Origin of the sequence: Burkholderia sp. F1, from assembly GCF_050813845.1 — a bacterium.
Taxonomy (GTDB): domain Bacteria; phylum Pseudomonadota; class Gammaproteobacteria; order Burkholderiales; family Burkholderiaceae; genus Burkholderia; species Burkholderia ubonensis.
Genome location: NZ_CP172421.1, coordinates 1661106 through 1684764, shown reverse-complemented (window position 1 = coordinate 1684764; position 23659 = coordinate 1661106). Strand labels below are relative to the sequence as shown.

Below are 23659 nucleotides of genomic sequence, written 5' to 3'. Positions count from 1 at the left end.
GCCGCCTCAATACGCTTGCGCCGAGCCCTGTCCGCCGGACGATGCGCCACCGCCCGATCCCAGCGGCGAGCCCATCGAATCCGGAATCTTGTTCTTGAACGAGTCGAGATAGCGCTGGTACGCGAGCGACGCCGCGTCGCCGAGCATCGGCAGGTCCGGACCGGCCGCCCGGTTGTCCCGCTGCAGCGCGAGCCACGTTTCGGTCGAGCGGCCGATCCCGGTCGCATTGACGGTTGCATTGACGGTCGCATGCCCTGCCGGCTGCTGGCCGTGCGCGCTTGCTGCCGCGCCCAGCAGCGCGACCAGCGCAGCGGCCCGGCGCGCGCGCATCCACCGGTCGAGGTTCTTGTCGTTGTCGCTCATGTCGGTTCCCCCGAACGTCTTGTCATTGCGCGAACCGCTGCAGCAGCGGCGCGGTTGAATCGAATCCCTGGATGCTCGCGACCGGCGCGCCGCCCTTCGCGGCGCCGCTGCCGGGCACGTCGACGACGCTGCCCGAGCCGATGGCCGTCGCGGCCGGCGCGGCCACCGGTCGCCGCCACGTGCGCGCGGCCGCGGCGATCCGCGCCGCGTCGTTGCGGATGTCGTTGCGGATCTCCGCGGGCAGCTTCTGCTGGCCCATCAGCTTCTGCGCGTCGCGCGCGTGGCCGGACGCCAGCAGATACAGCATCACGTTGCTGATGATCTTCGGATTGTTCTGGTCGAGCTCGGCGGCCTTCATCAGCGGCACGCGCGCGCCCTGCACGTCGCCGCAGCGCAGCTTCGCGTACGCGAGATCGGACAGCATCGACGCGTCGGTCGGCGTGAGCACCGACGCTTGCGACAACGCCTGCGCGGCGCGCTCGAAATCCCCCGCGGCGCCGGCGATCAGCCCGAGCCCGCGATACCCGCGCGCGGCGAGCGGCGTATTCAGCAATTGCGCATAGACGGCCGCGCTCGCAGCCGGCTGGTCGGTCATGCGCAGCGCGTCGGCGCGCAGCAACGTCGACTCCGGCGATGCGCCGTACTGCTTCTCGTACGCGTCGATATGCGCGAGCGACGCGTAATACAGCCCCTGCGCCTGCATCCGCTCGATCAGGCCGAGATACATGGCAGGCGTATCGGGCGCGGCCTGCTTGCGGCCGGCCGCATCCATCAGCGCGGCGCGCTCCGCCTGCACGCCGACGCCATACCCGCTTTCCTTGAAAGACGAACAGGCGGCGAGCAGCCCCGCCAGCGCCGTCACGCCCGCCAGTTTCACGATTCCACCGATCCGCTTCATCTTCGTTCCTTGCATTCGCCTCGTATTCGCCTCGTATTCGCCTCGTCAGTGCTGCGCCAGCGACAGCGCGTGCATCACCGAGATCATCCCGGGGCCTGCCGTCACGATCAGCAGCGCCGGCAGCAGCGTGACGATCATGACGCCCGTCATCTTCACCGTCAGGCGGCCGATGCGCTCGCGCAGCATCGCGCGGCGCGCTTCGCGCAGCCGGTCGCCGAACTGCTTGAGCGGCTCCTGCACCGCGCCGCCGTGCTTGTCGACCTGGATCATCAGGCGCACGATCGCGCGCAGGTCCTCGTTGTCGAAGCCCGACGCCAGCCGCTGCAGCGATTGCTCGCGCGTGCGTCCGGCCGCGAACTGCCGCTGCGCGATGCCCATCTCCGACGACAGCACCGGCATCATCCCCCTGAAATCGTTCGTCACGACCTGCAGGCTCTGGTCGAGCGACAGGCCGACGCCCTGCAGCAGCCGCAGCATGTCGACCAGCAGCGGCAGTTCGTCGACGACCGCCTGCCGGCGCTCGGCCGCGCGCCGGCGGATGATGATCTTCGGCAGCATGAAGCCCGTGACGAACGCCAGCACGAGACCGAGCACCCAGCGGCCGCCATGCAGGCGCGGCCCGACGAATGCAAGGAACAGCACCGGCGCGACGAGTGCGCCGGCAGTCCGCGCGCTCAGGAACAGCCCGCGCGTGCGCGCGTCGACATATCCGCACTGTTCGAGCAGCCGGCGATCCTCGTCGGCGACGATGTGCCTGCCGAACCCCGTATCGAGCCAGCGGGCGCCGGCCGTCGACATCCGCTCGAGCAGTTGCGCGACGCGCGCGCGCCGCCCGGCGGCGGCCGGCGTCTCGCGCTTCGGCGGCGGCGCGGCGCCGTCCGGCGCGGGGCGCGCGCCCGCCGCCGTGAGCGTGGCCGCGCGGCGGTCCAGCGCGGCGGCCAGCGCGCGGCGGCTGCGCGACTCCGCGCCCGCGCGCCGCAGCGCCAGCCAGGCCAGCAGCAGCACGCCGAGCGCGCCGAGCGCGAGCGCAATCGATCCGAGTTGATCGGGCGTCATCGCATCACCTGAGCCGGGACATCCGGTACAGCCACGCGCCGCCCGCGATCTGCATGACGAAAGCCAGATACAGGTACGAGCGCCCGCTCTCGTCGTTCCACATCGAACCGAGGTAGGAGGAATTCGTCGCGATCACGAAGCCGCCGATCGCGATCGGCAGCATCACCAGCACCCAGGCCGACAGCCGCGTCTCCGACGACATCGCCACCAATTCGCGCTCCGCCTGCTCGAGATCGCGCATGAACACCGCCATGCGCTCGAGCATCACGTCGGCGCGGCCGCCGTAGCGCACCGACAGCCGCAGCACCGACCCGACCAGTTCGAACTCCCTCGTGTGATAGACCTTCGCGATATGCACCATCGCGCGATCGATCTCGACGCCCGTGCGCAGCATCCGCGACACGACGTCGAGACAGCCGCGCAACGGCGCCTCGGTCGTCAGCAGCGCAGCCTGGAACGCGGCCGGCACGCTGTTGCCGAGCGTCACGAGACGCACGATCCCGTCGAGAAACGACGGCAGTTGCCGGACGATCTGCAGGCGGCGGCGATGAATCCGCGACACGAGCCAGAACGCGAGCAGCGCGAGGCCGGCCGCGAGCGCCGCGACACTGCCGAGCAGCCCGCCGGTCCGGCCTGCGACGAGCGCGACGGCGGCCAGCGCCGCCAGCGCGAGCAGCCCCTTGCCGCGCGCATCCTCGATCCCGGCGCGGCTCGCGAGATGGTCGAGGTATTCGGCGAGCCGGTCGCGCCAGTGCGCCCAGCGCGATGCGGGCGCCGACGCCGGAGCCGTCGCGGCGGCCGGGCGCGCGCCGGTCCCGCCGGACCCGTGCGCCGGCCGTGCGGCCGCCCCCTGCGCCGCGCCCCCCGCGCGCGCGGCCGGCTCGATCCGGCTGTCGATGAAGCGCTGCGCATCCGCGCGAGCGCGCCTGAGCTCGCCGTGCCGCCACAGCAGCAGCGCGGCGGCGACGCAGACAAGCGCGAGCGCCAGCGCGGCGACCATCAGGCTAGACATTGAAGCCTCCGCCGCGCCCGAAGCCGTCGCCGCCGAAGCCGCCGCCGAAGCCACCTGAACCGAACCCGCCGCCCGACAGCGTCTGGCGGAAGCGCGCGAGCTTCGGCGAATGCGGGTGAATGCCGAGCGATTCCCAGTGGTCGATTTCGTCGCCTTCGGGCGTCACGCGCGCTTCGTAGCGGTACAGCTCCTGCGTCGCGATGATGTTGTCCGACAGCCCCGTGACTTCGGTGATCGACAGGATCCGCCGCCGCCCGTTCGACAGCCGGCCGATCTGCACGATGAAGTCGATCGCGTTCGCGATCTGCCTGCGCAGGCTCGATTCGGTGCCCTGGAACCCGGCGAAGCCGGCCAGCATCTCGAGACGGTACAGGCACTCGCGCGGCGAGCTCGCGTGCACGGTGCCCATCGAGCCGTCGTGCCCGGTGTTCATCGCCTGCAGCATCTCGAGCACTTCGCCGCCGCGCACTTCGCCGACGATGATGCGGTCCGGCCGCATCCGCAGCGTGTTGCGCAGCAGGTCGCGGATCGTCACGACGCCGGTGCCGTCGAAGCCGCCCGGCCGGCTCTCGAGCCGCACCACGTGCGGGTGGTTCAGCGACAGCTCGGCCGTGTCCTCGATCGTGACGACGCGCTCGGGCTCGGGAATGTGGAACGCGAGCGCGTTGAGCAGCGACGTCTTGCCGGAGCTCGTGCCGCCCGACACGAGGATGTTGCAGCGCGCCTCGACCGCGGCCTCGAGCAGCGCGCCGAGCTCCTCGTTGAAGGTGCTGTTGGCGAGCAGGTCGGCCGGCTTCAGCGGGTCCTTGCGGAACTTGCGGATCGACACCACCGGCCCGTCGATCGACAGCGGCTCGATCACGACGTTCACGCGCCCGCCGTCCGGCAGCCGTGCGTCGACCATCGGATTCGATTCGTCGAGGCGGCGGCCGATCGGCGCGAGGATGCGCCGCACGATCCGCAGCAGGTGCGCGTTGTCGGTGAAGCGCACCGGCAGCTTCGCCAGCACGCCGTGGCGCGACACGTAAATGTCGTTGTAGCCGTTGATGAGGATGTCCTCGACATGCGGATCGGCGAGCAGGTCCTCGATCGGCCCGAAGCCGGCGAGCTCCTTCGTCAGCGCCTCCGCGATCGTGCGCACCTCGTTCTCGTTGAGCGGGATGCGGCGCAGGCGCACGAAGCTGTCGATCTCCAGGTCGACGAACTGGTTGATCGCCTGCCGCGACCAGCGTCCGAATTCGGCGCCCAGTTCCTCGATCCGCGTGAGCAGATGCTCGTGCGCGGCATTCTTGATGTCGTGGAATTGCTGCGTCTGGGAGAACGGCGCGGCGCCGTCGGCGAATTGAATGTCGTGTGCCATCGCTTACGATCGCCTGGACGAAGGTTGAATGAAGCGCTTGAGCGCGGAAAGTCCCGACGCGGCGCGCGGTGCGGCGGCTGTGCCCGCCAGCCGCTCGGCGAGCGGCTCGAGCGCGCGCACGTACGGGTCGCGCTCCGCCGTGTCGACGATGAGCCGGCCCTGGTTCGCCGCCTGGCCGATCGGCACGCGGCGCGCGGGCAGCGTCGCCAGCAGCGCGACGCCGAGACGGTCCGCGATCTGGGGCGGCGTCAGGCTGAGCGCCGGGTCGTACTGGTTGACGACGAGCCGCATCTTGCCGCTGTCGACGCCCGCATCGCGCAGCCCCTCGAGCAGGTCGACCGCCGACACGATCGACGCGACGCCCTGGTCGCAGACGAGCCACGCCTCGTCGGACGCCGCCGCGATCTGCGCGACGAATTCCCGGTTCGAGAATCCGCCGAGATCGACGAGCTGCTGGTCGAAGAACGCGCGCAGCCGGTTCAGCAGGCCGACGCACGACGCGTACGACACCTCGCGCAGGTCGGCGAGGTTCGGCGGCAGCGTCGTCAGCGCGACGCCGCTCGCATGGCGGGTCAGCGCGGTGTTGACGAACGTGCGGTCGATGCGGCGCAGGTTGCGCACGGCCTCGACGAAGTGGAACTCGCAGCGCGTGTTGAGGAACAGCGCGCTGTCGCCGGTGGGCAGCCCGAGGTCGACGAGCGCCGTCTGCCGGCCAAGCGACGCGGCGCCGCCGCTTGATGCACCGCTTGCCGCGCCGTCGGCCGGGCCCGCCGACCCGCGCTTGCGCAGCCAGACCGACAGGTTCGCGGCCAGCGTGCTCACGCCCATCCCGGCGCGCGCGCCGAGCAGCGCGACCAGCTTGCCGTGGCGGTTCGCCGGCTCGCCGCCGCCCGCGTGCTCGAGCAGCCCGCGCGTGATGCGCAGCGCATCTTCCGCGGCGCCGGACACGTCGATGAAGTCGCGCACGCCCGCCCGCAACGCGGCGAGCGCGCTTTCCGGTTCGGCGAGCGTGCCGAGCGCGACGACCGGCAGCCCCGGATGCGCAACGCGCACCGCGGCCGCCGCCGCGCTCGCCGCCGCCTGCGCGCCGGAGAAGTCGATGAAGACGATCGCGGGATTGAGCCCCGCGATGCGCTGCGCGAGCGCGCCCGGATCGAGCGGCGCGGCTTCCACCGCGCCGGCCGGCACCAGGGTCTCGCCGAGCCAGCCGATATGCCGATCGTGCTGCGACGCGCATACGAAGTAGTCGGTCACGGCGGGCTCAGCCAACGAATGGGTTCTCGCGTTCATGTGGGACATCCCCAGTCAGATAGCGCGCGACGACACGCCCCGCGTTCATTTCGAAAACCCCGGCGCCGCGTCGGGCGATGCGATGCCGCCGAGGTACGACCGCCACACCGGGCCGTCGCGCTGCTCGGACAGCTCGCCCGGCGTGGCCGGCAGCGAGGCGCCCTTCGCGATCGGCGCGACGAGGTGCGGCGTCACGATGATGACCAGTTCCTTGTCGTTCTGCTGATAGTTGAGCGTCTTGAAAAACGCCCCGATGATCGGCAGGTCGCCGAGGACCGGCACCTTGTTGACGTTCGACATCGTCTCGCGATCGATCAGGCCGCCGATCACGAAGCTCTCGCCGTCGCCGAGCTCGACCGTCGTGTCGGCGCGGCGCGTCGTGATCGCGGGCACCGCGACGCTGTTGATCGTCACCCCGTGCAGGAAATCGAGCTGGCTCGATTCGGGCGCGACCTTCAGCGCGATGCGGCGCGGGCTCAGCACCGTCGGCGTGAGCGTCAGGCCGACGCCGTACTGCTTCCACTGGATCGCCGTCGAACCGAGCGCCTGCGGCACCGGCACCGGGATCTCGCCGCCCGCGAGGAAGCTCGCGCTCTGGCCGGACAGCGCGACGAGCGTCGGCTGCGCGAGCACCCGTGCGAGATTGTTCGCTTCGAGAATCGACAGGTTCGCGAAGATGCCGCGGCCCGCCGAGTTCGCGACGAGGTTGAACGCGGATGCGACCGGAATGCCGGCCGTCGCCTGGAAGGCGGACGTCGCGGCGCCGGCGATCGACTGCAATCCGCCTGCGGTAAACGCACCGAACGCAAAGCCGTTGCTCTGCTTGAAGAAGTTCAGCCCGGCCTCCTTCAGCACCGAGCGGCTGAATTCGACGACGCGCACGTCGACCTGCACGGTGTTCCGGCCGCCGACCGTCGACGCGTCGATCACCGCGCCGCCCTTGCCGCCCGTTCCGTTCGCGCCGCCGCCGCGCTTGCCGGTCGCGCCCCCCGCGCCCCAGTTTGCGCCGGCCGCTGCGCCGCCCTTGTCGGCCATGTGCTGGCCGATCGCGGCGGCGCGCTCGTGCGCATCGAGCGACGCCGCCGAACCGGACAGCACCGCGACGTCGCCATACGCCTTCGCGTCCGGCGCCGAGCTGTCGAGCACCGCATGCGCGGCCGCGTCGACGACGTTGACGTTCCACACCGTCGGCTCGTCGCGGCCGCGCTCCCACAGCATCACGTTCGTCGAGCCGGGCGCCTTCGCGACCAGCAGCACCGCGCCGGCGCGGCTGCCCTTCATGATCAGCACGTCGGCCACCGACGGATCGCCGACCGCCACCCGCTGCAGCACGCGCCCGGCGGCGATCTGCCGTTGCGCGCCGACGGCGAGATCGATCGAGGCGCCGGCGCCGGCCGCCGCGGCCAGCGTCGCGCATGTCAGGGTCCAGATGGCAATCGCGAATGCAATCAGTGTGTTCTTCATTGTGTCGCTGCTTTCGATGACCGTGCGGGTTGTCGTTCAGAAGTTGTTCAATAGGCGACCGTCTCGGCCCGCCCGCCGCGAATCACTTCGATGCCGCCGCCCGGGCGCGCCACGACCGGGGCGCGCGGCGCGGCCGGCTCGCGTGACGCGCTGCGCGCGCGCGACGCGGACAGCTCGTCGAGCGCGACGCCCGTGGCCGCCACGGCCGACGGCCCGAGCTCGCCCATCGTGCGCATCGCGACGGTCTGCGCGGCGATTTCGTCATCGTGCGGATTGCGCAGCGCGAGCGTCAGGCGACCGTTCGCGTCGGCCAGCGTCAGCGCGTCGACCTGCGCGGTCGGCACCGCGAGCACCGCGGTCCGCGCCATGCTCGTCGGTCCCGCCGCGCCGTCGCGATCGGACGTCGCATCGCCGAACGCCAGCACGCGCACCTTCGACAGCAGCAGGCGCGCCTGCGTACGCGGAATTTCCGAGCCGGTCTGGCCGCCTGCGCCGCCCTCGCGCTTCAGGTTCAGGAACACGTCGACGAAGTTGCCGGGCCGCAGCCGGTTGCCGACCGCACTCGTTTCATCGACCCTGACCGCGACCGCCCGCTCGCCGGGCGCCACCTGGTCCGCGAGCCCCGACGACAGCACGGCCGCGAGCACCGGCGACGCGTCGAGAATGTCGTTCGCCGGCACGCGGCCGACGAGCGCCTCCGGATCGCTGAATGCGCCCGCCGGCAACACCGGCGCCTGCACGATCTTCAGCCCGTCGGCGGTGATCGCCTGCCCGGCCGGCAACAGGCGCGCGGCGACGACGAGCGGCACCGTCTGCGTCACCGCGGCCTGCGCCACGACCGGCGCCGGCGGACGGGCCGGGGCGCGCCCGAGCATCCACGCGTAGATGCCCAGCAATACTGCGATCGCAATCAGCAGGCCGGCGATGATTTTGGTCAGGTTGTTCGCCATGGTGAGTGTCGGGTGCCGTCAGTGATGTTGTTGTGTCGGTTGTGTCGGAGTGCTGGTCAGGGTTCACGCATCGGGATCGCGTCGCACATGCTGCGTCACAGGATGGTCGCCGGATTGATCTGCACGGTCGCCGTGCTCGTCAGCGCGCTCGGCAACACGAGGCCGAGCAGCGGCAGCGACGGCACCAGCGGATATTGCGCATACGGGTAGGTCACCGTGACCGTCACGCAGTACATCGACGCGTCGTAGCTGCACGACGCCGACGACGGCGCCGGCACCACGACGTTCGGCAGCCAGCGGGTCAGGTTCTGCGCGGCCCTGCGGGCTGCACTCGCGCGGTCCTGCAGCGCCTGCGCCCCTTGGCCGTTCGCCTCGGGCACATAGTTCAGCGCCGCCCGCGCACCCTCGGTCGCGGCCAGCGTCAGGTTCTGCTGGATCGCGAAGATCAGCCCGTACGACACGAGCGCGTAAAAGATCACGAAGAACAGCGGAAACACGAGCGCGAACTCGACCGCCGTCGCGCCCCGCTGGCGCCGACGTGCGCGCGGCTGCCGCTGCGTCGTCATTGCACGCCCCCTGACATGACGAGATGCGCGAGCCACCCTGCCGCCGGCGCCACGAGGCAAGCGGCATACGGCGTCGCGCGCCGGCCACCCAATGTCATCGCGGGCGCGCCGCGCCGCCGCAGCGCGCCGATCGACGTGTTCGACATCACCATCAGCGCAAGCGCATGCACGCCGGCCGCAATGCTCGCGACCACCCATAACCAGAGCAGCGCATGCATGCCGCACCATGTGCCGAGCACCGCGAATACCTTCACGTCCGCTGCGCCCATGACGCGAAAGGCGAAAAAGGGAAAAAGGCTGACTGCTGCGACCAGCATGCCGATTAATGCCTGCCTCGGGAAAACGCCGAATGGATTTGCGTGCGCGAATGTGCTTGCGAATCCCGCAATCAATCCCGCGACGACCAGCGTATTCGGTACGCGTCGAAAGCGGATATCGCCGAGTGCGACAAGCATCGCCCAGGCGAAAAAAATACCGATGCTGAACAGGAGTGCCATGTCGAAACCGGACGCGCGTGCGACAACGAGCGAGTCGCAATCGCGACTCGCTCGCCACGACTGCCGAACGCAGCGATCAGCCCGCGGCGGTTGCCAGCTGGTTGTAGATGTTGGTGAACACCGCGCCGAGTCGAGTGCCGATCTCCGAGACATTCACCATGATGGCAACAGCAATCAGACCCGCGATCAGACCATATTCGATCGCGGTCACCCCGTCTTCCTCCTTGAGGAAGCGAATCATCATTGCTTTCATTTTATTTCCTCGTGCCTGTATGTTTGTTTCTCTGGCCGTTTATACGATGGTTGGGTCCTCGCATATTCGGCCCGGCTCCGCGCCGTTTGCCACACTTGCCGTGACACCGACCGGATGCCCATTCTTTATAGCGCGTCTCGCTCGACGCGGATCATCATTTGATGCAAGTTAACATTCGTGCCATTGATCCTCCTCGAACGTCTGTACCAAATCGTACAAAACTTACACCCGCCACGAATCTTATCTCCGATCCCTTTTAATTTCCAACCTCTTTTAACAATCCTGATCGAAAAATCGACGTGTAGCACACCCTATTTGTACGGTGTTTCGGTACGTCTTACACATAGGATTTACGATAGGTTAGATGTGCACATCTAATCCACCTATAAAACAGAACGACCGTTCCCGCCCTCCTGTCCCCGCACGTTACGTCGTTCGCGTAACGCCAATGATGTGACGTTACGTTACGAACCGGCTGAAATCGCTCCCGGCTCCGGCCGCCCAAACAATTTCAACAATCTTTCAATTCGTGCAAGTCCTTTTCCGATAAGGAAATACCCCGTTTAAAACCCATCGTCGAACCGGCAATCGCCGAAATGGCACGACAGTTGCAGAGTAGTCCGCGCACCACTCATCACAACATCAGTTTTAATGCGAGGACGAAATGGACATTCAGGTAATCCCTCATGGCACGCTCCGGACGACTCTGATCGCGGCCACCGTGGCAGCCATGCTTTCCCTCTCTGCCTGCGGCGGCTCCGGTTCGATCAGCAAGGGCCTCGGCGGCTCGAACTCGAGCGGCGGCAGCGATTCGATTTCCACGTCCGGCGGCGGCACGTCCGGCTCGACGAGCGGTACGTCGGGGAGCACCAGCGGCAGCACCAGCGGTTCGACGAGTGGCAGCACGAGCGGCAGCACCAGTGGCACCACGAGCGGGACGACCAGCGGCACGAGCGGCACGTCGGGCGTGTCGTCGAACGCGGTGGGCAACGTGCTCGCCAGCAGCAGCAACATCGTGACCGGCGTCGGTTCGACCGTGTCGGGTCTCGGCACCGTGGTCGGCAGCCAGACGCTGCCGGGCGTCAACCCGCAGACGACGCAAGCGGCCGGCGGCATCGTGCAAAGCGTCGGCGGCGCGGTGACCGCGCTCGGCAATGGCCTCGGCAACGGGCTCGGCCAGCTCGGCGCGACGAGCAACCCGGTCGGCGTCACGGTGGCCAGCACCGGCGGCGTGGTCAATCAGCTCGGCAACGCGGTCACGCAGGCCGGCACGCTCGTCACGAGCCTCGGCAGCGGCCCGCTGTCGCCGCTCGCGCCCGTGACCGGCGCCGTCGGCGGCCTCGTGCAGACGGTCGGCAGCGCCGTCGCGAACGGCGGCAACACGCTCACCAACGCCCTGTCGACCGGCCCGATCCAGCAAGTCACGCAGACCGTCAGCTCCGTGATCACGCCGATCACGACGATGGTCGGCAACACGACCCAGACGGTTGGCTCCGCAACCGGTCTCGGCGCGCCGGTCAACACGCTGCTCGGCACGCTCGGCAATGGCCTGAACCAGGCCGGCGCCATGATCGCGTCGACGGGAGGCAACCCGGTCACGACCGGCCTCGGCACCACCGTGTCGTCGACGGGCAATACCGTGAAGGCGGTCGGCGGGCTGGTGACCGGCGGCAGCGGCGGCGTCGCCAACCCGCTCGCGCCGATCACGGGCATCGTGTCGACCGTCACCGGCGCGCTCGGCGGCGCGACGGGCGGTGCCGGCAGCCCGCTCGCACCGGTCACCGGCCTTGTCTCGACCGCCACCGGCGCACTCGGCGGCGCGACGGGCGGTGCCAGCGGCGCCAGCCCGCTCGCACCGGTCACTGGCCTCGTCTCGACCGTGACCGGCGCACTCGGCGGCGCGACGGGCAGCTCCAGCGGCGCCAGCCCGCTTGCACCGGTCACCGGCCTTGTCTCGACCGTCACCGGCACACTCGGCGGCGCGACGGGCAGCTCCAGCGGCGCCAGCCCGCTTGCACCGGTCACCGGGGCGCTGAACACGGTCACCGGCGCGGCCGGCGGCGCGACGTCGGGCGCACCGTCGCTGGCCGGCGGCACCGGCGCAGTGACGAGCTCGGGCACGTCGTCGAATCCGCTCGCACCCGTCATGTCGCTGATCGGCGGCCTGCTCGGCGGCATCCACAAGTAAATCCGCTCGTTCCCTTCATCGACAAGACTGCGAGGAGTCAACCATGCCCCAGCAACGTACTCTCACGTCGGCCGCGCTGCGCCGGTGGCGCGTTCCCCTCACCGCGTTCGCCGCGGCCTGCCTGCTCGCCGCCTGTGGCGGCAACGGCGTGAACGCGCCGCCGGCCAGCGCCAACGGCAGCACCACGAGCGGCGCGAACAACCCCAGCACGAACGGCACCAGCAGCGGATCGACGGGCACCAAGGGCGTCGTCAGCACGCTCGGCCAGACAACCTCGGATCTCGGCAGCACGATCGGCAACGTGAGCGTGCCGGGCCTCGGCAACGGCGTGACGCAAGGACTCGGCAGCACGGTGTCGAGCACGGGCACGATCCTCGGCGCAGCGGCGGACGCCGTCAGCAACGGGCTCGGCCAGATCGGCTCCACGCAGAACCCGGTCGGCACGACGGTGGCCGGCCTCGGCAACGTCGTCGGCGCGACGAGCAACACCGTGTCCGGGCTGAGCGCGACGGTCAAGGCGCTCGGCACCGGCCCGCTGGCGCCGCTCGCGCCGGTCACGTCCCCGGTCGGCACGGTGCTCGACACGGTCGCCAACGGCCTCGGCGCCGCCGGCAACACGATCGGCACGACGCTGTCGTCGGGCCCCGTGCAGCAGGTGACGCAGCCGCTCAGCTCGGCGATCACGCCGCTCGTCATCACGGCCGGCCAGCTCACGCAGCAGGTCGGCACGACGACGGGCCTCGGCCAGCCGGTTTCCGGCCTGCTCGGCCAGGTCGGCGGCGCGATCAGCTCGGCCGGCCAGCAGGTCGCGGGCACGTCGAGCCAGCCGCTCGTCGGCGACGTCGGCCAGCTCGTCACCTCGGTCGGCAACACCGTGACCAACGCCGGCGGCCTCGTCAACCCGAACGGCCCGAATGGCGCCGCACCGGTCCCCGGCCTGATCACGAGCCTCGTCGGCGGCTCGACGGCCACCGTGCAGAGCGGCTCGCCGAGCGGCACGTCATCGGGCTCGACCAACCCGCTCGGCGGGCTGTTGTCGGGTCTCGGCTCGACGCCCCTCGGCCCGCTCACGGGCGCGATCGGCGGCGCGACGTCGGGCGGCACGAGCAATCCGCTCGCGCCTGTCACGGGCCTCGTGTCGACCGTCACCGGCGCACTCGGCGGCGCGACGGGCGGCACGGGCAGTACGAACCCTCTCGCGCCCGTTACGGGTTTGCTGAATACCGTCACGGGCGCGGCAGGCAGCGCGGCGAGCACCGGCGGATCGTCGAGCCCGCTCGCACCGATCACGTCGCTGGCCGGAGGCGCGACGGGGGCGACGTCGGGCGGATCGACCGGCCTGCTCGCGCCGGTCACGGGGTTGCTGGGCACGCTGGGCAGCGTCGGAAAATAAGGATACCTGTGCATTCGCGGCCGGAGCGAATGCGCAGTCGTTCCGCTCAGAACCGGCAAGGCGGCACACCACGCGCGGCGCCATCGGCGCCGCGTGCGGACATTAGAAGACGACAAGCAAGGCCTACGAGGTACAACAATGAAATCCAGACGCGATAAATGGATGATGCTGCTCGCCATCACGGCGGCGGCAGGCGCCGCACAGGCGCAGACGCGCATCGCCGGCAACCCGGTCGACTCGCTCCCCCAGATCAATGCGCCGAAGAAGGGGCCGAACGTGACCGTGCAGGTCGCGCCCCAGGCGCCGCAATTGCAGGAGCTGCTCTCGCGTCGCCTGACGCCGACCACGTTCCAGGTCGAAGGCGTCAAGTCGGTGCCGTTCGAGGAGATCTCGCGCCGTTTCACGCCGCTCGTCGGCAAGGACATCACGATCGGCGAGCTGATCGAGACCGCCAACGGCGTGACGAAGCTTTACCAGGATCGCGGCTACGCGCTGTCGTTCGCGTTCATCCCCGCGCAGACCTTCGAAAACGGCGTCGTGCGCGTGACCGTCGTCGAAGGCTATGTCGCGGACGTGAAGGTCACCGGCAAGCCCGGCGCGATGGAATCGAAGATCCGCGCGATCGCCGCGCACATCACCGCCGATCGTCCGCTGCGCCGCGCGACATTCGAGCGCTACGTGAACACGTTCGGCCTGCTGCCCGGCGTGTCGGTGAAGGCCAACGTGCCGCCGCCGCAGAGCACCGACGGCGCGACGACGCTCGAGCTGAACGTCGACCGCAAGCCGTTCAACATCGGCACCGGGATCGACTTCAACCACCCCGGCGTGCAAGGCCTCATCACCGCGACCGAAAACGGCCTCACGTCGTTCGGCGAGCAGCTGAGCATCTCCGCGCTGGCGCCGCCGGGGCGGGACAAGCAGACCTACTTCGCGTTCAGCGGCGCGGTGCCGGTCGGCAGCAGCGGGCTCGTCACGCGCCTCGACGCCAGCACGTACCGCGGCAGGCCGGCCGACAACCCGGGCCTGCCGTCGTACGTCCAGCGTACGGTGAAAAACGAAAAGCTGGGTCTTTCGGCATCCTATCCGTTACTGCTGAACAACCAGCGCAGCCTGCTCGGCACCGTGTCCGGCTACGCGTCGCACAACGAGGATCGCTACCAGAACCAGATCAACGGGGCGACGCTCGACAACCGGACGCAGGTCCGCGTGCTGCAGATGCAGCTCGACTACACGAGCGTGAGCCAGACGCAGGTGCGAAAGCTGAGCGTGAACGTCGCGAAGGGTTTCGACATTCTCGGCGCGTCGAAAGCGCAGGACATCAGCGTCGGCAACGCCACGACGTCGGTGCCGAGCCCGATTTCGCTGACCTTCGTGCGCACCGGCGCGACGTTCACGCAGACCAACGAATGGCCGTTCCGGATCGGTACGTCGGTCTCGCTGACGAGCCAGTACAGCCCGGATTCACTGCCGACGTCCGAGCAGATCTCGTTCGGCGCGCAGCGCTACGCGCTCGGCTATCAGCCGGGCGAGACGTCGGGCGATTCGGGATGGGGCATGTCGCTCGAGGTCAATCGCGCGTTCTCGCCCGGCTGGACGTACCTGAAGACGATCACGCCTTACATCGCGTACGACATGGCGCGAATCTACCTGCATGCCGGCACGCCGTCGCCGAGCCGGCTGTCGTCGGTCGGCATCGGCGTGCGGCTGACCGACAGCCGCTACTACAGCCTCGACCTGTCCGTCGCGAAACCGGTCGGCGACGCACCGCTCGAGAGCGCGTCGCGCAGCCCGCGCGTGAACGCGTCTTTCTCGTACCAGCTCAATTGATTGCGCCCCGCGCGGAGGGCCGTGCGGGGCGTTTCGATTAGAGTCCCCTCTATCAAACGCAGCGCCCGGTTTCACGTATTCTGCCGAAAGCTCGCAACATGCCACCGCCCCATGCAGACGGTCGTGCGAGCGGTTCGAAAACGACATGCAAAACAAGGAGGACGACGATGACTCACCTGACCCGCCCGTTGCGCGCGATGGCTTTGGCCGGCGCGCTGCTCGCCTGTGCCGCGCACGCCTTTGCGCAAGCCGACAGCCCGATCGGCACGTGGCAAACGATCGACGACAGCACCGGCAAGCCGAAGGCGCTCGTACAGATCGCCGAGGATTCGGACGGCTCGCTGTCGGGCAAGGTCGTCAAGGGCCTTGGCGCGAACGACACGCCTGATCGCCGTTGCACCGCATGCACGGACGAACGCAAGGATCAGCTGATCAAGGGCATGACGATCATCAAGTCGATGAAGAAGGATGGCGACCACTGGGATGGCGGCAACATCCTCGACCCCGAGAACGGCAAGGTCTACAAGTGCAAGATGACGCTGGACGACGGTGGTCAGAAGCTGGTGGTGCGCGGCTATATCGGCGTGTCGCTGCTCGGCCGGTCACAGACCTGGGTTCGCCAGCAGTAACGGCCTGCGCGCGACAACGCGCCGCATTACGCCAATCGGCCTGCGACAGTGTCGCAGGCCGATTTCATTTCGGGACGAGACAGGCGTGCAATGCAGGCGATCATGCTGCGCGCTTCAGTGCCTCCGACCGACACACGCGCGGCGCCGGCATCGCCACGCCGCGCGCTTCCGCCGCCTTCGACTGCGCATGCTTGCGCATCCGTGTCGCCAGCGAGTTGCACAGATCCATGCCCGCCTCGCCATAGAGCGCACGCATCACGTGCATCAGCGCGCCGGTTTCATGCCAGAACTTGAAGCGGCGATGGCACGTCTGGTACGACGGGTAGCGGCGCGGCATCGCCGACCAGGTCGCGCCGCTGTAGATCACCCAGAGCACGCCGTTCAGCACGGCGCGCGTGTTGGCGAGCGGCCGGCCACGCAATTCGCTGCGCGGCTGCAATTCCGGCAGAAGCGACGTGACGCGCTTCCACTCGTCGTCGGTAAGATCGCGATACGGTGTCATGGACATCTCCAGCCTTAGGAACCATGACACAACGATATCGGCTCAACCTGGGGTTGAATATAAGACTAATCCGAAATTACAACGAGATGACGCCGATTTAACCGGAATTAACCATTGAATGCCGCGACTTCGCGCACCGCATCAATCGTTCGCGCTCAGGTCAACGAAGTATCGACGATGCGGCGCGGCGTCTCGAGATACTCCTTCGACTGCATCTCGACGATCCGCGAGACCGTCCGCGTGAATTCGTTGGCCATCGGCCCTTCGACGTACAGCTGCTCGGCGGGCACCGCCGCGGACATCAGCAGCTTGACCTTGTGGTCGTACAGCACGTCGATCAGCCACGTGAAGCGGCGCGCCTCCGACGCCATCCGCGGCGACATCTGCGGCACCTCGGACAGCACGATCGCATGGAAGCGGCTCGCGAGCTCGAGGTAGTCGTTCTGCGAGCGAGGCCCGCCGCACAGCGTCGCGAAATCGAACCACACGACGCCGTCGGCCTTGCGCAGCGCCTTCAGCTCGCGTTTCTCGATGTGCAGGATCGGGCTCTCGTCGGGCACCGCGGCGAGCTGCGCGAACGCGTGGCGCAGTGCGCGATCCGCATCCGCGCCGAGCGGCGTGTGGTACATCTGCACCTGCGCGAGCGTGCGCTGGCGATAGTCGACGCCCGCATCGACGTTGAGCACGTCGAGCCTGTTCTTGATGAGCGCGATCGCCGGCAGCATCCGGTCGCGATGCAGGCCGTCCGGATACAGGTCGTCCGGATCGTAGTTGGACGTCATCACGAACTGCACGCCGTTCGTGAACAGCCGGTCGAGCAGCCGGTACAGGATCATCGCGTCGGCGATGTCCGACACGTGGAACTCGTCGAAGCAGATCAGCCGGTAGCGCTTCGCGATACGCCGCGCGAGCTCGTCGAGCGGATCGGCCTGCCCCTTCAGTTCCTCGAGCTCGCGGTGCACTTCGCGCATGAACTCGTGGAAATGAAGGCGCGTCTTGCGCTGCACGGGCACGACCGCATAGAAGCTGTCCATCAGGAAGCTCTTGCCGCGCCCGACGCCACCCCACATGTAGACGCCGCGCGGCAGGTCCGGATGAATGATGAGTTTCTTGAACGCGTTCGAGCGGCGCGCCTTGTAGGCCACCCACTCGTCGTAGCAACGCTGCAGGCGATCGATCGCCGCGCGCTGCGCGGGGTCGGACTGGTAACGGCGCGTGGTCAGCTCCCGCGCGTAGTATTCGGTGACGTTCATCGGGCAAACCAGAAAAGACGAAGGCGAGCAGGAAACCCCGCCCGCCTTCGTCGTAGGACCGCGGCGCCGGCCGCAGAACGGGCCGGCGCGTCAATGCGCGCTTAGCTGTTCAGCGAGCGCTTGTCGACGGCGAGCGCCGCTTCGCGCATCACTTCCGACATCGACGGGTGCGGATGGCAGATGCGGGCGATATCTTCCGACGCCGCCTTGAACTCCATCGCCACCACGGCTTCCGCGATCAGGTCGGACGCGTTCGCCGCGATCACGTGCACGCCGAGCAGCTCGTCGGTCTTCGCGTCCGCGATCATCTTCACGAAGCCGTCCGGCGCGTTCATGCCGAGCGCGCGGCCGTTGATCGAGAACGGGAACTTGCCCGACTTGATCTCGCGGCCTTCCGCCTTCAGCTGCTGCTCCGTCTTGCCGACCCATGCGATTTCCGGGTACGTGTAGATCACCCACGGAATGCAGTTGTAGTCGATGTGCGGCTTCTGGCCGTCGATCACTTCCGCGACCAGCACGCCTTCGTCTTCCGCCTTGTGCGCGAGCATCGGGCCGCGCACCACGTCGCCGATCGCATAGACGTTCGGCACCGCCGTGCGGCAGTGGTCGTCGACGTCGATGAAGCCGCGCTCGTTCGCCTGCAGGCCGATCGCCTCGAGGCCGAGGTTGTCGGTGTTCGGCACGCGGCCGACCGACACGATCAGGCGGTCGGCGTCGAGCGTCTGCGCGTTGCCGTCCTTGTCCGTGTACGCGATCGACACACCGTCCGGAGTCGCCTTCACGTCGCCGATCTTCACGCCGAGGTGAATGTCGAGGCCCTGCTTCTTGAACAGCTTCGCCGCTTCCTTCGCGAGCGCTTCGTCAGCCGCGCCGAGGAACGCCGGCAGCGCTTCGAGCACCGTCACTTCGGCGCCGAGGCGGCGCCACACCGAGCCGAGCTCGAGGCCGATCACGCCCGCGCCGATCACGGCGAGCTTCTTCGGCACCGCGTCGAACGTCAGCGCGCCTTCGTTGTCCGAAACGATCTTGTTGTCGACCGGGATGCCCGGCAGGTGACGCGCCTTCGAGCCCGTCGCGATGATCACGTTCTTCGCGGTGACGACTTCGGTTTCACCCTCGCCGCTCACTTCGATCTGCACGCCGGCGTCGGTCTTGCCGGTGAACTTGCCGTGGCCCTTCAGCCACGTGATCTTGTTCTTCTTGAACAGGAACTCGATACCGGACGTCATCTTCTCGACGATCGCGTCCTTGCGGCCGATCATCTTCGCGATGTCGATCTTCACGCCGTCGACCGCGATGCCGTGGTCGGCCAGGTGGTGCGACGCGTTCTCGAACTCTTCCGACGACGCGAGCAGCGCCTTCGACGGGATGCAGCCGACGTTCAGGCAGGTGCCGCCGAGCTTCAGCGCGCCGGCCGGGTTCTTCCACTTTTCGATACAGGCAACGGTCTTGCCCAGTTGAGCGGCGCGGATCGCGGCGATATAGCCGCCGGGGCCGGCGCCGATCACGACGACGTCAAATTCCTTGGACATGGCAATCCTTTCTTCTTGTGCGTGCGCACGGGCGCGCGGTGTCGCGCGCCCGTGCGGAGCGGGTCAATGCAGGTGGCGTGGCTTACAGGTCGAGCAGCAGGCGTGCCGGATCCTCGAGCGCATCCTTCATCGCGACGAGCGACAGCACCGCTTCGCGGCCATCGATGATCCGGTGGTCGTACGACAGCGCCAGGTAGTTGATCGGACGGATCACGATCTGGCCGTTCTCGACGACCGGGCGCTCCTTCGTTGCGTGCACGCCGAGGATTGCCGACTGCGGCGGGTTGATGATCGGGGTCGACAGCATCGAGCCGAACACGCCGCCGTTCGAGATCGAGAACGTACCGCCCGTCATTTCCTCGATCGACAGCTTGCCGTCCTTCGCCTTCTGGCCGAATTCCGCGATCTTCTTTTCGATGTCCGCGAGGCTCATCTGGTCGGCGTTGCGCAGGATCGGCACCACGAGACCGCGCGGCGAGCCGACGGCGATACCGATATCGAAGTAGCCGTGATAGACGATGTCGTTACCGTCGATCGACGCGTTCACGAGCGGGAACTTCTTCAGCGCGTGGACTGCCGCCTTCACGAAGAACGACATGAAGCCGAGCTTCACGCCATGTTCCTTCTCGAACTTGTCCTTGTACTTGTTGCGCAGCTCCATGACCGGAGCCATGTTCACTTCGTTGAACGTCGTCAGGATCGCGTTGGTCTGCTGCGACTCGAGCAGACGCTCGGCGATACGCGCACGCAGGCGCGACATCGGCACGCGCTGCTCCGGGCGGTCGTTCAGCCACGCCGTTGCCGACGCCGGCACCTTCACGTCCGGCAGCGACGGCTTCGCCGCGGCGGTCTTCGCCGGTGCGGCAGCCGGTGCGGCCTTCGGCGCGCCCGCGGCCAGCGCGTCGCCCTTCGTGACGCGGCCGTCGCGGCCCGAGCCTGCGACGTCGCCCGCGGACAGGCCCTTCTCGGCCAGCAGCTTCGACGCGGCCGGCGATGCAGCCGCCGTGCTCGACGCCGTCGCCGCGGCAGCCGGCTGTGCGGCCGGTGCAGCAGCAGCGGGAGCGGCTGCCGGCTTGACTTCGGCGGCGCCTGCCGCTGCTTCGGCCGCGCCTGCCTTTGCTTCCGTGTCGATCGTCGCGATCAGCTGGTCGGCGACCACCGTGTCACCGTCGTTCTGCAGCACTTGCGCGAGCACGCCAGCGGCCGGCGCCGGCACTTCGAGCACGACCTTGTCGGTCTCGAGCTCGATCAGGATTTCGTCCTGCGCGACAGCTTCGCCGGGCTTCTTCTTCCACTGCAGCATGGTGGCTTCCGAAACCGACTCCGAAAGCTGGGGGACTTTGACTTCTACGATAGCCATGTGATTTTCCTGGATGCTTAATCTGGGTAGTGACGAGCTGGCGATTCTTCAGGCCGATGCGGCGCGATGCGCGTCCTGCGGGCCAAAAGATTCGGGAAAGCGCCATGCGCTTTCCCGTTTCGCTTCCGTCGGTTATTTCGCGATCGATGCGCTCTTCAGGCGGCCGAAAGCACCTTCGATGAGGGCCTTCTGCTGCTCGTAGTGCTTCGCGTAGTAGCCGACCGCCGGCGAGGCCGAAGCCGGACGGCCGCTGTATGCCAGCTTCTGCCCTTCCTTCATGCCTTCCTTCAGGTGGTGTTCGACGTAGAACCACGGGCCCTGGTTTTGCGGCTCGTCCTGCACCCAGACCACTTCGGTCGCGTTCTCGTACTTCTTCAGTTCAGCTTCGAACTGCTTGTGCGCGAACGGATACAGCTGTTCGATACGGATGATCGCAACGTCGTTCGCCTTCGTTTCGCGGCGATGCGCGACGAGGTCGAAGTACACGCGGCCCGAGCAGGCCAGCACGCGCTTGACCTTCTTCGCGTCGATGCCGCCGTCGATTTCGCCGAGCACCGGCTGGAACGAGCCCTTCGCCAGTTCCGACAGGTCCGACACGGCTTCCTTGTGACGCAGCAGCGACTTCGGCGTCGCGACGATCAGCGGCTTGCGGAACAGGCGGATCATCTGGCGGCGCAGCAGGTGGAAGATCTGCGCCGGCGTCGTCGGCTGGACCACTTGCATGTTGTGATCCGCGCACAGTTGCAGGAAACGCTCGATACGGGTCGACGAGTGCTCCGGGCCCTGGCCTTCATAGCCGTGCGGCAGCAGCATCGTCAGGCCCGACACGCGGCCCCACTTCACTTCGCCGGACGAGATGAACTGGTCGATCACGACCTGCGCACCGTTGACGAAGTCGCCGAACTGCGCTTCCCACAGCACGAGCGTGTTCGGCTCGGCGGTCGAGTAGCCGTATTCGAAGCCCAGCACCGCCTCTTCCGACAGCACCGAGTCGATCACCGTGAACTTCGCCTGGTTGTCGGCGATGTTCTGCAGCGGCACGTACGTGCCGTCGTTCCAGCGCTCGCGGTTCTGGTCGTGCAGCACCGCGTGACGGTGCGTGAACGTGCCGCGGCCCGAGTCCTGGCCGGTCAGGCGCACCGAGTAGCCCGATGCGACGAGCGACGCGAACGCGAGGTGTTCGGCCATGCCCCAGTCGAGCGGCTGGTCGCCGCGCGCCATGTTGCGGCGGTCGTTGATCACGCGCTCGACGAGCGGGTGGACCTTGAAGTTTTCCGGCACCGTCGTGATGCGTTCGCCGAGACGCTTCAGCTCGGCGAGCGGCACCGCCGTGTCGGCCGCGTCCGTCCACTTGCGATTCAGGAACGGCACCCAGTCGACCGCGTACTTGCTCTTGTAGTTCGACAGGACCGGATCGACCGTGTGGTGGCCGTCGTCCATCGCCTTGCGGTACGCCTTCACGAAGCCGTCGGCGTCTTCCGCGCTGATCACGCCCTGCTGCACGAGCTTCTCTGCATACAGCGCACGGGTGCCCGGGTGCTGCGCGATCTTCTTGTACATCAGCGGCTGCGTGACCGCCGGCGTGTCCTGCTCGTTGTGGCCCAGCTTGCGGAAGCAGACGATGTCGATCACGACATCCTTGTGGAACTGCATCCGGTAGTCGATCGCGATCTGCGTCGCGAGGATCACGGCTTCCGGATCGTCGCCGTTCACGTGCAGCACCGGCGCCTCGATCATCTTGACGACGTCGGTACAGTACAGCGTCGAGCGCGCGTCGCGCGGGTCGGACGTCGTGAAGCCGATCTGGTTGTTGATGACGATGTGCAGCGTGCCGTGCGTGCCGTAGCCGCGCGTCTGCGCGAGGTTCAGCGTTTCCATCACGACGCCCTGGCCAGCGAAGGCCGCGTCGCCGTGGATCTGCACCGGCAGCACCTGCAGGCCGTCTTCGTCGCCGCGACGGTCCATCCGCGCCTTCGCCGAACCTTCGACCACCGGGTTCACGATTTCGAGGTGCGACGGGTTGAACGCGAGCGACAGGTGGACCGGGCCGCCTTCCGTCGACACATCCGACGAGAAGCCCTTGTGGTACTTCACGTCGCCGGCCGGCAGGTCATCGACGTGCTTGCCTTCGAATTCGGCGAACAGGTCGGCCGGCATCTTGCCGAGCGTGTTGACGAGCACGTTCAGGCGGCCGCGGTGGGCCATGCCGATGACGATTTCCTGCACGCCCTTCTTGCCCGAGTGCTGGACGACTTCGTCCATCGCCGCGATGAAGCTTTCGCCGCCTTCCAGCGAGAAGCGCTTCTGGCCGACGTACTTGGTGTGCAGGTAACGCTCGAGGCCCTCGGCGGCCGTCAGGCGGTTCAGGATGTGCTTCTTCTTGTCGACCGTGAAATTCGGCGTCGCGCGGGTCGATTCCAGGCGCTCCTGCCACCAGCGCTTCTGCTCGGGATCGCTGATGTACATGTACTCGGCGCCGATCGTGCCGCAGTACGTGTCGCGCAGGCCCTTGACGATGTCGCGCAGCGAAGCCTGGTCGAAGCCGAGGTACAGGTTGCTCGCGCTGAACGTCTGGTCGAGGTCGGCCTCGGAGAAGTCGTAGAACGCGGGTTCGAGTTCGGGAATGGCGGGACGTTCGCGACGCTTCAGGGGATCGAGATTGGCCCATTGCGAGCCAAGGAAGCGATAAGCGCTGATGAGGGACTGGACGTGGACTTGCTTGCGTGCCGTAGCCAGATTGGTGCCGCTTTCGCGCGGGATGAAGGCATTGGCCTTCGCGCGCTGCGCGAACGACTCGACGATCGGGAAGTGCGCGACGTCGCTGGCACTCGTACCGTCCGTCGCAGGCACGTTCTGCAACGCGTCGAAATACTCTCGCCAGTTCTCGGGCACTGACGCCGGATTATCGAGATATGCATCGTACAGTTCTTCTACGTACGAAGCATTGCCGCCGAACAGATACGAGTTCAGCTGAAACTGCTTCATTACATCTGACATTTTACGCTCACCTTTCTTCGAGCTTCTCGAGAAATAGCGGGTTGCTCAACCTTCCGCGACACGGCCTGACCGTTTAGCGGATTGCGAATCAAGTCTTGCTTGGAAGGACCTAAAACTTGCGTGCGCGCAGCATATCACAGAACCGATACCAAAGCTCACGCCGAAATGTGCCTGAAAGCACCGTGTGGCGGGGTTTTGCCGGATTGCCACGTGCCGCTGAAACATTGTTTTGCAGACCGCCCGCTTGCATGCCGCGCAGATGCGAAAAA

General features: G+C 67.6%; 20 protein-coding genes. 4 read left to right on the top strand and 16 right to left on the bottom strand.

Translation table 11 applies throughout. The annotated features are described in order from the left end of the window. Window positions 1-6 precede the first annotated feature (6 nt). The 11 genes from ACFIMZ_RS08105 to ACFIMZ_RS08055 form a co-directional block, all read right to left on the bottom strand. Window positions 7-363 (bottom strand): DUF3613 domain-containing protein, encoded by a 357-nt coding sequence (locus tag ACFIMZ_RS08105; RefSeq protein ID WP_431822162.1) that lies wholly within the window; start codon window positions 361-363, stop codon window positions 7-9. 22 nt (window positions 364-385) lie between these two features. After that, the gene (locus ACFIMZ_RS08100; RefSeq protein ID WP_431822161.1) at window positions 386-1261 is read right to left on the bottom strand and encodes a tetratricopeptide repeat protein; all 876 of its coding nucleotides are present in this window, start codon (window positions 1259-1261) and stop codon (window positions 386-388) included. Between the two features lie 45 nt (window positions 1262-1306). Next, entirely contained in the window at window positions 1307-2317 is a 1011-nt protein-coding gene (locus ACFIMZ_RS08095) for a type II secretion system F family protein (RefSeq protein ID WP_431822160.1), read from the bottom strand. A gap of 4 nt (window positions 2318-2321) precedes the next feature. Next, window positions 2322-3329 carry a type II secretion system F family protein gene (locus ACFIMZ_RS08090; RefSeq protein ID WP_431822159.1) on the bottom strand — a complete coding sequence of 336 codons (1008 nt, stop codon included), beginning with the start codon at window positions 3327-3329 and terminating at the stop codon, window positions 2322-2324. Continuing rightward, complete coding sequence (locus tag ACFIMZ_RS08085) at window positions 3322-4689, bottom strand: CpaF family protein (RefSeq protein ID WP_431822158.1); 1368 nt, start codon at window positions 4687-4689, stop codon at window positions 3322-3324. Before ACFIMZ_RS08085 ends, ACFIMZ_RS08090 begins: the two co-directional genes overlap by 8 nt. A gap of 3 nt (window positions 4690-4692) precedes the next feature. Then, window positions 4693-5979 carry a fimbrial protein gene (locus tag ACFIMZ_RS08080; RefSeq protein WP_431822157.1) on the bottom strand — a complete coding sequence of 429 codons (1287 nt, stop codon included), beginning with the start codon at window positions 5977-5979 and terminating at the stop codon, window positions 4693-4695. Between the two features lie 45 nt (window positions 5980-6024). Beyond that, on the bottom strand, window positions 6025-7443 hold the full coding sequence (locus ACFIMZ_RS08075; RefSeq protein ID WP_431822156.1) for a type II and III secretion system protein family protein: 1419 nt from the start codon (window positions 7441-7443) through the stop codon (window positions 6025-6027). A 47-nt stretch (window positions 7444-7490) separates the two neighbouring features. After that, window positions 7491-8393 carry a Flp pilus assembly protein CpaB gene (gene cpaB, locus ACFIMZ_RS08070; protein ID WP_431822155.1) on the bottom strand — a complete coding sequence of 301 codons (903 nt, stop codon included), beginning with the start codon at window positions 8391-8393 and terminating at the stop codon, window positions 7491-7493. A 95-nt stretch (window positions 8394-8488) separates the two neighbouring features. After that, window positions 8489-8959 (bottom strand): TadE family protein, encoded by a 471-nt coding sequence (locus ACFIMZ_RS08065; protein WP_010092518.1) that lies wholly within the window; start codon window positions 8957-8959, stop codon window positions 8489-8491. After that, window positions 8956-9456, bottom strand: a complete 501-nt coding sequence (locus ACFIMZ_RS08060) for an A24 family peptidase (RefSeq protein WP_431822154.1) — start codon at window positions 9454-9456, stop codon at window positions 8956-8958. The genes ACFIMZ_RS08065 and ACFIMZ_RS08060 overlap by 4 nt, the downstream gene beginning before the upstream one ends. A 76-nt stretch (window positions 9457-9532) precedes the next feature. After that, complete coding sequence (locus ACFIMZ_RS08055) at window positions 9533-9709, bottom strand: Flp family type IVb pilin (RefSeq protein WP_431822153.1); 177 nt, start codon at window positions 9707-9709, stop codon at window positions 9533-9535. A 664-nt stretch (window positions 9710-10373) separates the two neighbouring features. Between ACFIMZ_RS08055 and ACFIMZ_RS08050 the strand changes: the two genes are divergently transcribed. The 4 genes from ACFIMZ_RS08050 to ACFIMZ_RS08035 all read left to right on the top strand — a co-directional run bounded on the left by ACFIMZ_RS08050 (window position 10374) and on the right by ACFIMZ_RS08035 (window position 15746). Continuing rightward, complete coding sequence (locus ACFIMZ_RS08050; RefSeq protein WP_431822152.1) at window positions 10374-11897, top strand: collagen-like triple helix repeat-containing protein; 1524 nt, start codon at window positions 10374-10376, stop codon at window positions 11895-11897. Window positions 11898-11940: 43 nt separating this feature from the next. Next, window positions 11941-13290, top strand: coding sequence for a collagen-like triple helix repeat-containing protein (locus ACFIMZ_RS08045; RefSeq protein ID WP_431822151.1), 1350 nt, complete (start codon window positions 11941-11943; stop codon window positions 13288-13290). 138 nt (window positions 13291-13428) lie between these two features. Beyond that, a complete protein-coding gene (locus tag ACFIMZ_RS08040) occupies window positions 13429-15117 on the top strand; it encodes a ShlB/FhaC/HecB family hemolysin secretion/activation protein (protein WP_431822150.1) in 1689 nt (562 codons plus the stop codon). Window positions 15118-15284: 167 nt separating this feature from the next. Further along, window positions 15285-15746 carry a DUF2147 domain-containing protein gene (locus ACFIMZ_RS08035; protein ID WP_431822149.1) on the top strand — a complete coding sequence of 154 codons (462 nt, stop codon included), beginning with the start codon at window positions 15285-15287 and terminating at the stop codon, window positions 15744-15746. A 100-nt stretch (window positions 15747-15846) separates the two neighbouring features. On the opposite strand, the gene ACFIMZ_RS08030 is transcribed toward ACFIMZ_RS08035, so the two are convergent. The 5 genes from ACFIMZ_RS08030 to ACFIMZ_RS08010 all read right to left on the bottom strand — a co-directional run bounded on the left by ACFIMZ_RS08030 (window position 15847) and on the right by ACFIMZ_RS08010 (window position 23390). Next, window positions 15847-16248 (bottom strand): transposase, encoded by a 402-nt coding sequence (locus tag ACFIMZ_RS08030; RefSeq protein WP_431822148.1) that lies wholly within the window; start codon window positions 16246-16248, stop codon window positions 15847-15849. 155 nt (window positions 16249-16403) lie between these two features. Beyond that, window positions 16404-17501 carry a cell division protein ZapE gene (gene zapE, locus ACFIMZ_RS08025; protein WP_431822147.1) on the bottom strand — a complete coding sequence of 366 codons (1098 nt, stop codon included), beginning with the start codon at window positions 17499-17501 and terminating at the stop codon, window positions 16404-16406. A gap of 101 nt (window positions 17502-17602) precedes the next feature. Next, complete coding sequence (gene lpdA / locus ACFIMZ_RS08020) at window positions 17603-19033, bottom strand: dihydrolipoyl dehydrogenase (RefSeq protein WP_431822146.1); 1431 nt, start codon at window positions 19031-19033, stop codon at window positions 17603-17605. 82 nt (window positions 19034-19115) lie between these two features. Beyond that, entirely contained in the window at window positions 19116-20393 is a 1278-nt protein-coding gene (odhB, locus tag ACFIMZ_RS08015; protein ID WP_431822145.1) for a 2-oxoglutarate dehydrogenase complex dihydrolipoyllysine-residue succinyltransferase, read from the bottom strand. Between the two features lie 132 nt (window positions 20394-20525). After that, on the bottom strand, window positions 20526-23390 hold the full coding sequence (locus ACFIMZ_RS08010; RefSeq protein WP_431822144.1) for a 2-oxoglutarate dehydrogenase E1 component: 2865 nt from the start codon (window positions 23388-23390) through the stop codon (window positions 20526-20528). Between the last annotated feature and the right edge of the window lie 269 nt (window positions 23391-23659).